Genomic DNA, 15,975 nt, shown 5'->3' with positions numbered 1-15,975 from the left:
TCAGTCCGCCGGTGTCGGAGCGGAGGCCGAGGCCGGGGGCGACTCGGGCTCGGCGGCCGGGGCCGACTCGAAGGCGGCGGCCGAGTCGTCGGCCGACGTCGGGCGCGAGGCGGGCACGCTCGGCACCGGCAACAGTGGCAGCCGCAGCGCGCCGAAGGCGTCCTCGGGCACGGCCGGACTGCGCGGGGCGACGGGCGCGAGCCGCACGTACGCCTCGCCCTGCGCCGGACGCGCGTCCTCGTCGCCCTTGTTGGGCCACAGCGACATGGCGCGCTCGGCCTGCGCCGTGATCGTCAGCGACGGGTTCACACCGAGGTTCGCCGAGACGGCCGAGCCGTCGACGACGGAGATGCCCGGGTGCCCGTAGAGCCGGTGGTACGGGTCGATGACGCCGCTGTCCGCGTCCCCGCCGATCGGGCAGCCGCCCAGGAAGTGTGCGGTCAGCGGCGTGTTCATCAGCTCGCCGACGTTCGTCCCGGCGAAGCCGTTGATCTCGTCGGCCAGGTGCCTGGCGGCCTCCGCGCCCTCGGGTATGTGCACCGGATTGGGCGCCCCGTGCCCCTGGCGCGCGGTGAGCAAGCCCTTGCCCAGGCCCTTGTCCTTCCGGTACGTGGTCAGCGAGTTGTCGTGCGTCTGCATGACGAGCCCGATGATGATGCGCTCCGACCACTGGCGCGCCGAGAGCGAGCGCGCGAACAGCACGGGGTGCCGCAGACACGTCCCCACGTGCGCCAGCCCCTTGGGGAGACGGCTCGACGTGCGCACCTGGAGGGTGGTCAGCGCGCTCATCGCGTTGGAGCCCTTGCCGTAGCGCACCGGCTCGATGTGGGTGTGGTCGTTGGGGTGGACGGACGAGGTGATCGCGACGCCCTTGGTGAAGTCCAGCTCGCTGTCCTGACCCCACTTCTTGCGGTAGCGGCGCGCGACGGTCTGGGCGCCCACCAGGGCCTCGGAGTTGGTGCGGGTCAGCTCGCCGAGCCGCGCCGATATGCGGGGCAGGCCGCCGCTGTCCTTCATCCGGTGCAGAAGGGTCTGCGTCCCGTACGTACCGGCCGCGACCACCACCTTGCGGCAGCGCAGCACGCGGGGCGCGGCCTTGCGCTTGTCCGTGCGGACACAGGTGACGGCGAAGCCCTCGCCGCCGTCGATCTCCTGGAGCGCGCTGACCGTGGTCAGCGGGTGCACGACGGCGCCCGCCTTCTCGGCGAGGTAGAGGTAGTTCTCGTTGAGGGTGTTCTTCGCGCCGTGGCGGCAGCCCGTCATGCACTCGCCGCACTCGGTGCACCCCTTGCGCGAGGGGCCCGCGCCGCCGAAGTAGGGGTCGGGGACCTCGCCGCCCGGGGACTTCACGCGCTCGCCCCGCGCGTCCTCGCCGTCGCCGAAGAAGACCCCGACGGGCGCCATGTGGAAGGTGTCGCCCGCGCCCATCTTCTCGGCCGCCGCCTTCAGATGGACGTCGGAGGGCGTCATCGTCGGGTTGAGGCGGGCGCCGAGCATGCGCTGGGCCTGGTCGTAGAAGGGCTTCAGCTCCTCCTGCCAGTCGGTGATGTGGCCCCACTGGCGGTCCTGGAAGAACGGGGGCGGCGGCACGTAGAGGGTGTTGGCGTAGTTGAGGGAGCCGCCGCCCACCCCGGCGCCTGCCAGGATCATGACATTGCTGAGCAGGTGTATGCGCTGGATGCCGTAGAGGCCGAGCGCCGGTGCCCAGAGGTAGTTCTTGATGTCCCAGGAGTTCTTGGGCAGCGTCTCGCGCGTGAAGCGCCGCCCTGCCTCCAGCACGCCGACGCGGTAGCCCTTCTCGGTGAGGCGCAGCGCCGAGACCGAGCCGCCGAACCCGGACCCCACGATGAGGACGTCATAGTCGTACGAAGTACGCGAATCACCCTGTTTACGGGCAGACTTCTCCTGTGGCACGGGGGACCTCCGAAAAAACGGTGCGGCTCAGGTCGGCAATATTCGGCAATACAGGGAGCGGGCGGCGGGGTGCGGCGTCTCCGGGTCAGCGGGTCAGCGGGTCAGCGGGTCAGCGGGTCAGCGGGTCAGCGGAAGCGCAGCACCTTGAGCGCCTTGAGCGAGACGCTCATGAAGGCGGCGTACTTCTCGTCGTTCATGCCGAGGGACGGCGCCATGGGGAGCACCCGCTGGTGGGCCACGGTCTGCGGCTCGGTGTACTTGAGGATGCCCTCGGAACCGTGCCTGCGGCCGATCCCCGAGTCCCCCATCCCGCCCATGGGCGCCTGGGCACTGCCGTAGGCGGAGGCGTAACCCTCGTTCACGTTGACGGTGCCGGTGCGCAGCCGGGCCGCGAGGGCGCGGGCGCGGCGGCCGTCGCGGCTCCACACGCTGGAGTTGAGGCCGTACGGCGTCGCGTTGGCCAGCGAGACCGCCTCCTCCTCGTCGGAGAAGCGGTACACCGAGACGACGGGCCCGAACGTCTCCTCCTCGCACACGGCCATCGGCGCGCCGACCCCGTCGAGGATGGTCGGCTCGTAGAACAGCGGGCCGATGTCGGGGCGTGCCCTGCCGCCCGCGAGCACCGTGGCGCCCTTGTCGACGGCCTCGTCGACGTGGCGCGAGACGGTCTCCAGTTGCCGCTGCGAGACGAGGGAGCCCATGTCGGCGCCGTAGGCGAGCGCGGAACCCAGGCGCATCGCCTTCGTACGGGCGACGAACCGCTCCAGGAAGTCGTCGGCGACCGACTCGTGCACGTAGAGCCGCTCGATGGAGATGCAGAGCTGGCCGGCGGAGGAGAAGGCACCGCGCACGGCTCCGGCCGCGGCCTTGTCCAGGTCGGCGTCGGCGAGCACCAGCATGGCGTTCTTGCCGCCCAGCTCCAGCGAGCAGCCCACGAGCCTGGCGGCGGCGCGCTGCGCGACCTCGCGTCCGGTGCGGGTCGAGCCGGTGAAGGATATGTAGTCGCCGCGCTCGATGACCTCGGGGCCGACGACCGGGCCCTCGCCCAGCACGATCTGCCACACGTCCTCGGGCAGCCCGGCCTCGATCAGCAGCGCACGGGCCCACAGCGCGGTCAGCGCCGTCTCCGTGTCGGGCTTCGTGACGAGCGCGTTGCCCGCCACGAGCGCGGGCAGCGCGTCCCCGACGGACAGCTCGAAGGGGTAGTTCCAGGGCGATATCTGGCCGATCACGCCGCGCGGCTGCCGCAGCTCGGTGACCTTCGTCAGGGTGGGTATCGCGCCGGTGTGCCGCTTCGGGCGCAGATACGCGGACGCCTTGCGCCCGTAGTGCCGCGCGGCGACGGCGACCGCCTGCACCTCCTCGTGCGCGTGCAGGCGCGCCTTGCCCGTCTCCAGCTGGATGAGGTCGAGCACCTCGGACTGGCGGCTCAGCACCAGGTCGTGGAAGCGCAGGAGCACGGCGGCGCGCTGCCGCAGGGGCGTCGCGGCCCACGCGTGCTGCGCCTCGCGGGCCCGCGCGAAGGCGGCGGCGACGTCCTCCGGCGTGGACTCCGGCAGATCGGCCAGCTTCTCCCCGGTGGACGGGGTGTGGTTGGCCGTGCTGCCGCTGCCGGTGACACCGCGCGCGAGGCGGGCCACGAGGTCGGGGGTGACCACGTCGGCGGCTGTGCGCACCCCGGTGGGTACGGGGGCGAGAGGGTTACCGGGTGCGGCGTCGGCGCTGCCGCGCGCCTCCTGCGTGTCCGTCATGCGCCAGAGACTACGACCGCGGGCCAGCCCCCGCATACCCAGCGGTAACCACTTTTCACGGAATCTGCCAGTGATTGCTGGCGCGACGGAGGGTGGGCGCGGACCGGTGGGCGGGGGCGGCGAGCAGGGCCGGATGTCAGCCGAAGCCGGTCACGGCCGCGTCGAAGAGGCCCTTGCCGTCCGTCTCCGCGTCGTCCGCGTCCGGCACGGACACCCTGAGCTGGTACATGCCGCCGTCACCGTCCGGCACGACGAGGTTCCGCTGCACCACCAGCTTGCTGGCCTCGCCCGCACGGTCCAGGCTCTGGAGCCGCACCGTGTACCGGGCGGCCTCCTCTCCCCCGTGCTCCGTGCCGCTGAGCGCCCCCGAGCGGGTGCGCACGGTGCGCCGCCCGTCCTCCGGCGCGCCCTTGGCCAGCCACTCGATCTCCCGTTCCGCCCAGTCGCGGGGCGACGCTGAGGGGCCGTCCTGGTCGCGGTAGACCTCGACCCAGACCTGGTCGTCGTCGGGGTCCTCGTAGACGACCCGGTCGGCTCCCGGCTCGCGTACGAAGTGGTCGGGGACCGCGATCCGGTAGCCGAACCGGTCCTCCTCGTACGTCCGGGTGTCCTTGCCCCAGTCCGGCGCGGCGGAGCCGGAGGGGTCGGCGCCCGGGGAGGCGGAGCCGCCCGCGAGCGGTGGGCCGTCGCCCGTTCCGGTGCCCCCGTCGAACGCGCGCAGTACCAGCCACCCCGCGAGCGCGGCTGCCAGCACGGCGCCGGACACCGCCACGACGGTCCTCTTACGGGGGCCGCGCGCCGTGCGGGCCGTTTCCGCTTCCGCCTCCACCGCCGCCTCCGCTTTTGGCTCGCGGGGGCTGTGGCTGTCCGGGGTGGCCCGCACGGTGGTGGCGGTGGCGGAGTGCGCGGGCTCCGGTTCGGGATCTGCTTCGGGTTCCGCGAGCGCGGAGACGTCGAGTTCGGGGCCGATGAACTCCGGCTCCGGCTCCGGTTGGGGGTCCGGCTGAGGGTCCGGTTCGGGCTGGACGTCCGCCGCGTCGTCGCCGTCGGCGCCCTCCCCCGCGACCTCCCGCAGCACCGTCAACACCGCGTCCGCTTCCGGGCGTTCGCCAGGGTCCTGCGCCAGGAGGCACCCGACCAGGGGCCCGAGCCGCTCCGCGCGGGCAGGGGGCACGGCGGCGCCGGAGAGTACGGCGGCGACCGTGGCCTCCATGGTCTCCCTGCGGAAGGGCGACCAGCCCTCGACCGCCTCGTACAGCAGCACCCCGAACGACCACAGGTCGGACTCGGGTCCCGGACGGCGTCCCCCCATCCGCTCCGGCGCGCAGTAGCGCAGCGACCCGAAGAACTCGCCGCTGACCGTCAGCGAGGTCTCCCCCTCGATGCGCGCGATGCCGAAGTCCGTGAGCACCACGCGCCCGTCCCTGCCGAGGAGGACGTTGGCGGGCTTGACGTCCCTGTGCAGCACGCCGCGTTCGTGCGCCGCGCGCAGCCCCTCCAGCACGGGCAGCGCGATCCGCGCCGCCTCGCGCTCGGGCAGCGCGCCCTCGCGGTCCAGCAGGTCGGCCAGGGTCTCGCCGCGCACCAGCTCCATGACGATCCAGGGGCGGCGGCCGTGCACGACCACGTCGTGGATGGTGACCACGGACGGGTGGTCCACCCGGCCTGCGGCGCGCGCCTCGCGCCGCATCCGCTCCACGGCCGCCGAACGGGCCCCGGTGTCCGCGTCCGTGCCCGTGCCCGGGTCCGGGTCCGGGTCCGGGTCGGCGGCGAGCACCAGATGCGCGGGCACGTGCATCTCCTTGAGCGCGACCTCGCGCCCCGTCTCCACGTCCCGCGCCGCCCACACGGCACCCATGCCGCCTGCCGCGATCCGCTCCAGCAGCTCGTAACGGCCCGCTACCAGGCGGGCGTCGTCGTCCGTCACAGCCGGTGTACGTCGAAGTGCGCGACCAGGTCCTCGAACATCCGCTTTGCCTTCTCCCGTGAACCCGGGTCGCCGTCCGCTGCGAAGAGAGCCAGGTGCCACTCGTCGGCGGATCCCCCGTCGTTCGTCATGGCCCCATCATTATCGCGGAGAGTGCCGTGATTGCTACCGGCATCGCTCACCCGTGACCTCAGTGCGGCTTCGTGCGGACGAAGGTCTTCAGCGCGGTGTCGAAGTGCCGCTTCGCGTCGGGCCGACGGTCGCTCGGCGCGGAGACCCACAGGTCGTACATCTTCCCCGCCTCGTCCCAGCTCTGGTCGAAGGTGTGCCGGGGGCCGCCGTCCGCCGACTCGCCGTTCCATGTGAACTCCCACAGCGCGCCCGGGAATTCGTTCTTCGGGGACTTCCTGACCACCCCGCCCCGGTAACCGGGATACCGGTGTGGCCCCTCCTCGTCCGCCTTCTTCATCGCGGAAACCGGACCACCGGGTTCCTGGTCCTGGATGTAGACGCCGAGCCGGAACTCCTTGCCGGGCGAGTAGTAGAAGACGCGGGGCGGCTCGTACGAGCGCGTGAAGCCCTTGGGGACGGCGACCTTGAAGCCCGCCGGATCGTCGACGGTGCGGTAGCCGCTGGGAGCGGGCTCGGGCTTGGACGTGGGCGTGGTCCCGGCTCCGCCGGCTTCCCCCTTCTTGTCCCGTGCGTCGTCCGGCGTCTTCTCCTGGCCCTGGTCCTGGCCCTGGCTATGGTCCGCGCCCGGCGCCTTGCCGCCTTCGTCCCGGTCCGCGACGGCGAGCCCGATGGCCACGCCCCCGCCGACGAGCGCGAGGACGAGGACGGACGCGAGTACCCACCTACGGGCACGGGCCCGCTCCTTCGCGGCGCGGGAAGCGGGGGCGGGGGCGGAGGTGGGGGCCGTGCCGGGGTGCGAGTGCGGGTGGGAGTGCGGGTGGGAGTGCGGATGCGGATGCGGGTGGGGCTCGGGCACCGCGCCGGTCACCGGCTCGGGCTCCGGTGCGGACACGGGCACGGGCTCGCTCCCCGGCACGGGCTCGGGCGCGGGCTCAGCCGCGGGCTCGGGCCCGGAAACCCCCTCGGCCACCGAGGACGGCTCGGCCCCCTCCTCCCCCATGCGCCCCGTCTCCACGTACGCGCACAGCAGCCGTTCCGCCTCGTCCAGACCCGTCCGCCTCGCCGGGTCCCGCTCCAGCAGCCCGCGTACCAGCGGCAGCAGCGGCTCGACGGACGCGGGCGTGCGGATCTCGTCCAGCGCGACGGCGTGCAGCACGCCGCCCAACGAGTCCCGGTGGAAGGGCGTCTCGCCCTCGACGGCCGCGCACAGCAGCACGCCCAGCGACCACAGGTCCGCCTCGGGCCCGGTGCGGTCGTCCGTCATCCGCTCCGGCGCCGTGTACTCGGGCGACCCCACGAAGGCCCCCGTCTCGCTGATCGTCGTCATACCGGCGACCTGCGCGATGCCGAAGTCCGTCAGCACGACGCGTCCCGTGCCCTCCTCCAACAGGACGTTGGCGGGCTTGAGATCGCGGTGCAGCACGCCGCGCGCGTGTGCCGCGCGCAGTGCGCGGGTCAGGGCCACGCCCACCCGGGCCGCCTCGTGCGCGGTGACGGGGCCGCCGCGCGCGATCCGGTCGGCGAGCGACTCCCCCTCCACCAGCTCCATCACGATCCACGGGCGCCCGTCCTGCTCCACGACGTCGTGCACGACGAGGATGCTGGGATGCCCGACCTGCGCGACGGTACGGGCCTCGCGCAGCGTCCGGCGGTGCAGCTCGCGCGCGGCGCCCGCCGGCACGCCCTCTTCGAGGTGTATCTGCTTCACCGCGACCGATCTGCCCAGCAGTTCGTCCTCGGCGCGCCAGACCGTACCCATGCCGCCCCGGCCCAGCCGCGCACCCACGCGGTAGCGGTCCGCGAGCAAGAGGCTGTCACCGTCGTTCGTGTCCCCCATGGCCCACATCATGGCAGCCGGGACGGCCCGTTTGCCCCGGGATCAGCGGGAGCGTGCCGTCACGCGGTAGGTGTCGGCGACGGCCTCGAAAGTACGGTCGATCTCCTTCTTCTTGTTCTCCGAGCCCATGACGAGCAGCACGTGGTAGCGCCCGTCGAGGATCATCGCCCGGTTGCGCGCGTACACCTGCCGCCCGCTGTCGCGCCAGCCGAACGTGCCCTCGGCCATGGCCGTGTCCCCGACGTCGATACGGCGCAGCCCGGACGTCGTCGCCCAGTCGGAGGAGCGGTAAGCGGCCAGCTCCGGCTCGTCGTCGCTCTGGTAGGCCGAGGGGTCCTTGCCGTACTTCTTCGTCGTGTCCCGGCCGTTGACGATCACCATCTCGACCTGGCCGCCGTTGTAGCGCACCTGGCCACGCCCGTTCGTCGAGCGCCGGTCCCACTCCTCGGGCACCGCTATCTGGAAGCCCGCCGGGTCCTTGCTCAGCTTGTAGCCCTCGGGGACGCGCTCTGCGGGCGGCGCTGTGGTCTGCGGTGCCTCGGTGTTGGGCGGGTTCTTGTCCTCGCCCTCGCCCTTGCTCCCGCCCTTGTCCGCGTCCTGACCCTTGTCGCCCTGGTCCCCTTCTTCCTGGCCGCCGGGCGCCTCCACCGAGCCCTTCTGCTGGGTGGCCCCTCCGCCCTCGCCCTTGGGCATGAACCACATCGCGAACAGCACCGCCGCCGTCAGCGCGAACAGCACCAGCCCGAGGAGCAGCCGCCCCAGACTGCGCGGGCTCCCCGTACGCGGCTGCCGTGCGCGCTTCTTCTCCTTGGGCCGCTGCTGCCTCTGCCTGACGGGACCGTCGTCGACGGGTACCTCGTAGAGCGGTGCGTAGGGCTGTGCGTCGTAGGGCCGCTCGTCATGGACGGGTGCCTCGCGCGGCGGCGGCAGGTCACGCAGCGGCGGCTCGCGGAAGGGCGTCGCCTCGTGGGAGCGCGCGTCCTCGCGGGCCGGGGGCACATGGTGGCTCTGTCGTTCCGCGCGTTCCGCCCGATCGGGCGACGGCGGCATGTCGCGGTCCGTGGACCGCACCCGCGCGGGAGGCATCTCGTAAGCCGAGGGGGTCTCCCGCGCGGGGGGTACTGGGGGCATCTCGTGGACGCGGCGCGTGCCGCTCCCGGTCCGCCGCTCCCGCCGCGCCCGCTGCTCCCGCCGCTCAGCGGACTTCTCGCGGCTCTTCTTGTGCCGGTGCCGCTCAGCACCGGCGGCGCCTAAAAGGCGGCGGTCGGCCTTGCGCCTGCGCACCAGCCAGCCGCGCCGCCGCACGATCGGCAGCCGTCTCGGGTCCGAGGAAGCGCCCGAGTCCAGCGACGGGGGACCGAGCAGGGTCCGCCGTCCGACGTCGGGCTCGGGCGCCGAACGGGTCAGGGAGCGCAGCCAGCCGCGCAGCTCCTCGAAGTCCGGGCGCTCGGTGGGGTCCTGGCGCATCAGCGACTCGACGACGGGGCGCAGCGGCCCGCAGTCCTCGGCGAACGCGGGCGGCTCCGAGCAGACCATCTGCGCCAGCTCGGCCGCACTGTCCTCGGGGTAGGGCGCGTGGCCCTGCACCGCGCGGAAGAGCAGCACGCCCAGCGCCCACAGGTCGGCCGCCGGGCCAACGGGCGGGGCCAGCCGCCAGTTCTCGTAGACGGGCCCGGCCTGCTCGGGCGCCCAGCGCTCGGTGACCGGGCCGACCACGGTCATCCGCGCCTGACGTGCCCGCTCGGCGGCCAGCGCGGTGGCGGGCCCCCGGTACCGGCCCTCGTCGGCCCCGTCCGCGCCGCCCCACGGACGGCTCGCGTCGTCCTCGGGCTCGGGCTCGACGGGGGCGGGGTCCGGGCTAGGAGCGGGGGCGGGGGCCGCGTCCGGTGCGGTGTGCGGCTCGGGTGCCGGGCTGTGCGAGTCGGCGGTGCGCCAGGTCGCGCGGACGGGGTGGCTGGTGCCGTGGCGTGCGCCGGGGAGCGAGGTCGGACTCACCTCGTCGCCCGCGGGCGGCAGCCAGCGGACGTCGTCGTCCGGCGCGGGTGCCGGGCCCGACGGCGGTGTACGGTCCGGCAGCGCGCGCTCCGGAGCCGTCGACCACCACTCCCCGGCGCCTCCTCCGCGCCCGGCCCTGTCCGCCGCGCGCCGGTCGCTCTCGCGGGCCTCGACCGCGCGGCGCGCGCCCGCGCGGTAGGCCGCGATGGCACCGCGCCGCGCGGCCCGTACGTGTGCGGGGGACGCGCTCGTGCTCTCCGTAGCGCCGCCGTGCCCGTAGCCGTGCCGGACCGGTCCGCCGCCCTGGCCGGGGTGCCCGGCGCCGTGCGGGGGTGGGGGCTGTGGCGACGGAGCGGACGCGGAGGCTCCCGTTTCCGGCGGGCCCGTCTGCCCCCGGCCTCCGGGCGCCTCCTCCCACTCCGCCTCCGGCTCGTAGGCACCATCGCGCTCGTCGGGCTCGTCGGGCGGCAGCCCCTCGAAGCCGAAGATGCCCCGGCCGCGCCGCTCCCCCGCCGCTTCCTCGCCCTCGTATCCGTCCTCGTACCCGTCGTCGTGGGAGTAGGACGGCTCGTCGTCCCACTGACCGGCGCCGTCGTCGACGCCCGGGCGCACCGGGTGGTCCCTGTACGGCGCGTACTCCCCGTATCCGCCGCGCGCCGCGCGCTCGTCCTGCCGCGCCTGGAAGCCGTCGGGCAGCGCCTCGCCCGTCCACGTCGCCGGATCGCGGCTCTCGCGGCCGCCGGTCCACGGGGCGCCGGGCGCCTCCGTGCCGTACGGGTACGAGTCCGGGTCCTGGCCCCGTACCCCGGCCCGCTCCTCGTCGCGCGCCTCGGCGAGCGCCGCGCGTGCCGCGCCCGGCGGCACGGGGACGCCCGGCGGCACGGCCGTCCCGACCCCGGGCACGCCCGGAACGCGGCCTCCCGGAGGCACAGGCCGCGCGGCCTCGACGGGCGGTACAGGACCCCGCAGCGCCGGAGGCACCTGCGCGGCGGCCCCGGCCCCCGTGGCACCGTTCGCGCCGCCCGCACCTGCCGGGCCACCGGAGCCACCGGCGTCACCGGAGCCGTCGCCCGGCCCCTCACCCGAAGCCGATGCCGAAGCAGGCCCAGGCGGAAACGGGTCGTACCCGCACAGCGCTTCCTGCGCCGCGCCCACCGCGAGACCCGAGAGGAGGGCCCGCCCGTCCTCGCAGATGAGAACGGTGCGCGCTGTGATGTTGCGGTGCGTCCAGCCGTGCCCGTGCACCGTGCGCAGCGCGGCCAGCAGATCGGCCGCGATCTCCGCGGCCCGGTGCGCGCTCAGCGGGCGGTCGGCCAGGAGCGCGGAGAGCGGGCGCGCGGGCACCAGTTCGCTGACGATCCACAGTCCGTCGCCCTCGACGAAGACGTCGAAGACCTGGTCCAGGCGGGGGTGGTCGGGGATACGGGAGGCGGCCAGCGCCGCCTCGACCGCGCGCCGGACCGTGGGATCCGCGGGGCTGCGGGTGGCTCTTCCGGGGCCGCCGCCCGGCCTGCCGCCCGACGCCGCGCCATAGCCGCCGGGATCGCCGTCCTCGACGACCTCGCCCTCGACGACCTCGGGCAACGGCACCTGGCGCACGAGGACCCGCTGCCCGCTCGCGGTGTCGTAGGCGACGGTCTCGGCCAGCTCGAACTCGTCGGAGAGGGGCCGGGGCAGGCGGTAGCGATCGGCCAGCAGCCGCCCCGCGTCACCCGCGTAGTCGTTCACGACGCCTCCCCACAGCGTGCGAGACCGTCAAATCCCTGTCTCATCCGCGCTATTGCGGACGTATACGGCCCGCGGTTCTTCACGATACGTGCCCATGCGGTCTCGCGCCGCGAGACCGGTGACTCCGGCCGTGACTCCGTTCGGTGAGCCTGCCCGCAAAGGCGGTTACCCCAACGCACCCGCGAGGAACCCCGGGAGCGCAGGGGTGGAAGGCCGGGAGCACAAGGGCTCAGCCCCCGGAGCACGACCGGAGCGGAGGGGCGTACGGAGACGGTACGGAGTCGGTACGGGCCCGTACGAGGGCGGTACAGGGGTCGTACGGGAGTGGTACAGGGTGGTACGGGGCGGCCGGGACCCGGAGGGAACGGGCCCGTCGGTGAAGCCGCCTCAGTCGGCCACCTTGAAGGTCTTGAACGCCGTCTCCCGCAGATCGCGGCACTTCTTCTCGTCCCAGCCTGACGCCTTGCAGGTGATCATGATCGCGTAACCGTGCGTGCTGTCGACCTTGAAGCCGCGGTTGAGGACCCGCACCTTCGTGCCGCCCTCCGTCCGCGTGAACTGCCAGTCCGCGACGGTCGGATAACCGCGCCAGCTCACCTTCTCGATGCCGATGCGGTGGTAGCTGGGGCTGTTGCGCTTGACGGCGCCCTCCAGCGAGCGCCAGGCAGCGGCGGCGTCGGAGGTCGGCTTGGGGTTGTAGTCGACCTGGATCTTGGGGAGGCCGCTGCCCCCCGTCGCGTACTTGCGGCCGGAGTTCTGGCCCGCTATGCCCGCCTTCTCCATGTCGCCCGGCATCGCCATGCTGAAGTGGAACTGATCGTCCTCGACGTTCTCGTAGCCGTCGGGCAGTGCGGGCTTCCCGGACTCGTCGTCCTTGTCCTCGTCCTTCGACGGGGAGGACTCCGGGGAGGTGGAGGGGCTGGACTTGCCGCCTTCCTCCTTCTCCTTGTCCTCGTCCGCGCCCTTGTCCTCGGACTTGCCGCCGTCCGTCTTCTCGTTCTGGCCGGCCGCGGCTCCCGACGAGGCGCCGGTCTCCTGACCGGCGCTGCCGCCGCCCTCTTCGCCCGAGGCGTTCACCAGCACGGCGCCGAGCAGCACCAGCACGGCGACGACCGCCGCCGCGGCCACCAGGAGGGTGCGGCGCGAGAAGCGCTCCGTGAGCGACGCCAGCGCGGCGGACGCGCTGCCGCCCCCGCCCCCGCCCGTACCGGAACCCGCGCCCGCGCCGGAGGCGGTACGCGCACCCGCGCGGGACGCCGACGCCGGCGAGGCCGCCGGAGCCTCCTCGGGAAGCTGACGCGCACGCCCCGGGGCGAGCCGCCCACCGGCAGCACCGGCACCACCGGCCCCGGCGGCACCCGAACCCTTCGCGGACGCCGGGGACTTCGCCCCCGCGCCCCCCTTGCCCGCGCCCGCACCCGAACCTGCACCCGCACCGGAGGCGGACGACGCGGGCTTTGCCGCCTTCTTCTTCGTCGTCGCGGAAGCCGCCGCGGCACCCGCGGCGGCACCGGCAGCCGCCGCCTTGCCCGTCCAGGAGGAGCCCTTGCCGGACCTGCCGGTTCCCTTCCCGGAACCCTTGCCGCTCCAGGGGGCCTTGCCGCGCCCCTCCCCCGACGCCGCCGGGCCGTCCTCGTCCGGCGGGGACGGCAGGACGGTCGTACGGGTGGCGTCCGAGGGCTCGGCCACGGCCGACGCGCCCTTCGCGCCGTGGGCCACCGGCTCCAGCAGCACGCGGGCACCGTCCACGTCGAGCCGCTTGGCCGGGTCCTTGATCAGCAGCCCGTAGATGGCCTCGCTCAGCTCACCGGCCCGCTCCGTCGGCGGCACCGGTTCCGTCATGACGGCGGTCAGCGTGGAGATCGCCGAGCCCTTGTCGTAGGGCGGGTGGCCCTCGACCGCCGCGTACAGCAGGCCGCCGAGCGACCACAGATCGGCGGGCGGGCCCGGGGGCTTGCCCCGCGCGCGCTCCGGGGAGATGTACGAGGGCGCGCCGACCAGCATGCCCGTGGAGGTGACCGAGGGATCGCCCTCGACCTTCGCGATGCCGAAGTCCGTCAGGACCACGCGGCCCGTCCCGTCCTCCAGCAGCACGTTGGACGGCTTCACGTCACGGTGCAGGATGCCCTCGCGGTGCGCGGCGCGCAGCACGTCCAGGATCGCGAGGCCCACCTCGGCGGCGCGCTGCGGAGTGAGCGGGCCGTCCTGGCGGATGTGATCGGCCAGGGAGCTGCCCTCGACCAGCTCCATGACGATCCAGGGGCGGTCGTCCTCGTCCACGACATCGAAGACCGTGACGGCGCTGCCGCTGCGGATGCGGGCGATCGCCTTCGCCTCACGCAGGGTGCGGGTGATGAGCCGCTGCTTCTCGTCCTCGTCGACGCTGGAGGGGAACCGCAGCTCCTTCACCGCGACCGTGCGGCCCAGGATCTCGTCCCTGCCCCGCCACACGGTCCCCATGCCGCCGCGCCCGAGGACCTCCCCGAGCCGATAGCGACCTCCTACCAGCCGTCCCGTGTCCTCGCTGCCCATGAATCCCCTTGTGTCCCCTCTGCGATGAGCCCACCCCCAGCAGAGCCTTCATTGTGGACCATCCTTCTGACAAGACGTGTACGGGGGCTCCACACCTGCCGCACAGCCTTCTCACGAGTCACTGCCGTCCCCGAACTGCCCAGCCCACAGGGGTGAAAGACCTCACAGGGGCCGCCCGGACGAACACCGGACGGCCCCCGAACGACCACCGGACGGCCCCTCGGCGGCCCCCGGTCACGTCACGGGACCCGTCACAGCGGCACGATGTCCTCGGCTCCCAGGCGGGCCGCGTCGGCGGTCTGGTCGTCGGGCTGGAGCTGCGACTCGCGCTCCGCCTCGACCCGCTTCTCGTAGTGCGCGACCTCCCTGTCGATCTGGTCCGGCTCCCAGCCCAGCACGGGCGCCATCAGCTCGGCGCACTCCCGCGCGCTGAGGGTGCCGCGGTCGAAGGTCTCGATGGAGATGCGGGTGCGCCGCGTCAGCACGTCGTCCAGGTGGCGCGCGCCCTCGTGCGTGCAGGCGTAGACGATCTCGGCCTTCAGATAGTCGTCGGCGGCGGGCAGCGGCTCGCCCAGCTTCGCGTCGGCGGCGATCAGTTCGAGCACCTCGTCGGCCAACGTGCCGTAGCGGTTGAGCAGATGCTCCACGCGCGCCTCGTGCAGCCCCGTGCGCTGGGCGATGCGGGCCCGCGCGTTCCACAGCGCGTGGTAGCCCTCGGCGCCCACGAGCGGCACGTCCTCGGTGACGCACTCGGCCACCCGCTGGTCAAGACCGTGCACGGCCTCGTCCACCGCGTCCTTGGCCATCACGCGGTACGTCGTGTACTTGCCGCCCGCGATGACGACCATGCCAGGCACCGGGTGCGCCACGGTGTGCTCGCGAGAGAGCTTGCTCGTCGCCTCCGACTCGCCCGCCAGCAGCGGGCGCAGGCCCGCGTAGACGCCCTGCACGTCGTCGCGCGTCAGCGGCACGGCGAGCACCGAGTTGACGTGCTCCAGCAGATAGTCGATGTCGGCGCTGGAGGCGGCCGGGTGCGCCTTGTCCAGGTCCCAGTCGGTGTCCGTGGTGCCGATGATCCAGTGGCGGCCCCACGGGATCACGAACAGGACGCTCTTCTCCGTACGGAGGATGAGCCCGCTCGTGGAGTTGATCCGGTCCTTGGGGACGACGAGATGGATGCCCTTGGACGCGCGCACATGGAACTGGCCGCGCTCCGCGATCAGCCCCTGGGTGTCGTCCGTCCACACGCCCGTCGCGTTGACGACCTGCCTGGCCCGCACCTCGAACTCGCCGCCCTGCTCCAGGTCCTGCACCCGCGCCCCGACGACCCGCTCGCCCTCGCGCAGGAAGCCGATCACCCGCGACCGGTTCGCGGCGTGCGCGCCGTAGGCGGCGGCCGTGCGCACGAGGTTCGTCACATAACGCGCGTCGTCCATCTGCGCGTCGTAGTACTGGAGCGCGCCCACCAGCGCGTCCTTCTTCAGACAGGGCGCCACCCGCATGGCGTGCTTACGGGACAGGTGCCGGTGCGTGGGCAGCCCCCGGCCGTGCCCCGAGGAGACGGACATGGCGTCGTACATGGCCACGCCCGTGCCCGCGTACAGCCGCTCCCAGCCCTTGTGCTGGAGGGGGTAGAGGAACGGCACGGGCTTCACCAGATGCGGGGCGATGCGCTGGAGCAGCAGGCCGCGCTCCTTGAGCGCCTCCCGTACGAGGGCGAAGTCGAGCATCTCCAGATAGCGCAGCCCGCCGTGGATCAGCTTGCTGGAGCGGCTGCTGGTTCCCGACGCCCAGTCGCGGGCCTCGACGATGCCCGTCGACAGGCCGCGGGTGGCGGCGTCGAGCACCGTCCCCGCTCCGACGACACCGGCGCCCACGACCAGCACGTCCAGCTCGCGCTCCGCCATGTTCGCCAGCGCCTCGGCACGCTGCTCCGGTCCCAGTGTCGCTGTCCTCATACCGCTGCCTCCCGTGTGGTGCTGCCCGATACCTGACACTGCGCTCCCTGCCGATGGTCCCCCATCGGCAGGACTTTGGCCGCGCGCGGACAGCACCACGCGCGTAATACCGCATATCTGTCATATTGGCCCTTAACCTGACAGGGCACCGCGCACAACTCGTCGCGTCCACCCGGGGCACTCCCCGGCACCACGCAGCCG

General features: G+C 73.5%; 8 protein-coding genes. All 8 read right to left on the bottom strand.

Annotation, left to right across the window (positions count from 1 at the left end):
- Positions 1-1,914 (bottom strand): GMC oxidoreductase, encoded by a 1,914-nt coding sequence (locus ACYVOO_RS15965; RefSeq protein ID WP_461016297.1) that lies wholly within the window; start codon positions 1,912-1,914, stop codon positions 1-3.
- Between the two features lie 125 nt (positions 1,915-2,039).
- Positions 2,040-3,665 carry a succinic semialdehyde dehydrogenase gene (locus tag ACYVOO_RS15960; RefSeq protein WP_461016296.1) on the bottom strand — a complete coding sequence of 542 codons (1,626 nt, stop codon included), beginning with the start codon at positions 3,663-3,665 and terminating at the stop codon, positions 2,040-2,042.
- 136 nt (positions 3,666-3,801) lie between these two features.
- The gene (locus ACYVOO_RS15955) at positions 3,802-5,592 is read right to left on the bottom strand and encodes a serine/threonine-protein kinase (RefSeq protein ID WP_461016295.1); all 1,791 of its coding nucleotides are present in this window, start codon (positions 5,590-5,592) and stop codon (positions 3,802-3,804) included.
- Positions 5,589-5,723, bottom strand: coding sequence for a hypothetical protein (locus ACYVOO_RS15950; RefSeq protein WP_461016294.1), 135 nt, complete (start codon positions 5,721-5,723; stop codon positions 5,589-5,591). Before ACYVOO_RS15950 ends, ACYVOO_RS15955 begins: the two co-directional genes overlap by 4 nt.
- A gap of 59 nt (positions 5,724-5,782) precedes the next feature.
- Positions 5,783-7,561, bottom strand: coding sequence for a serine/threonine-protein kinase (locus tag ACYVOO_RS15945; protein WP_461016293.1), 1,779 nt, complete (start codon positions 7,559-7,561; stop codon positions 5,783-5,785).
- 42 nt (positions 7,562-7,603) lie between these two features.
- On the bottom strand, positions 7,604-11,284 hold the full coding sequence (locus ACYVOO_RS15940) for a hypothetical protein (RefSeq protein ID WP_461016292.1): 3,681 nt from the start codon (positions 11,282-11,284) through the stop codon (positions 7,604-7,606).
- Between the two features lie 387 nt (positions 11,285-11,671).
- Positions 11,672-13,816 (bottom strand): protein kinase domain-containing protein, encoded by a 2,145-nt coding sequence (locus ACYVOO_RS15935; protein ID WP_461016291.1) that lies wholly within the window; start codon positions 13,814-13,816, stop codon positions 11,672-11,674.
- Between the two features lie 251 nt (positions 13,817-14,067).
- Positions 14,068-15,774 (bottom strand): glycerol-3-phosphate dehydrogenase/oxidase, encoded by a 1,707-nt coding sequence (locus ACYVOO_RS15930; protein ID WP_461016290.1) that lies wholly within the window; start codon positions 15,772-15,774, stop codon positions 14,068-14,070.
- Between the last annotated feature and the right edge of the window lie 201 nt (positions 15,775-15,975).

Source organism: Streptomyces daliensis, from assembly GCF_054782395.1.
Note: the sequence above shows the minus strand (reverse complement) of the source record. Positions and strands in the feature narration are given on the sequence as shown.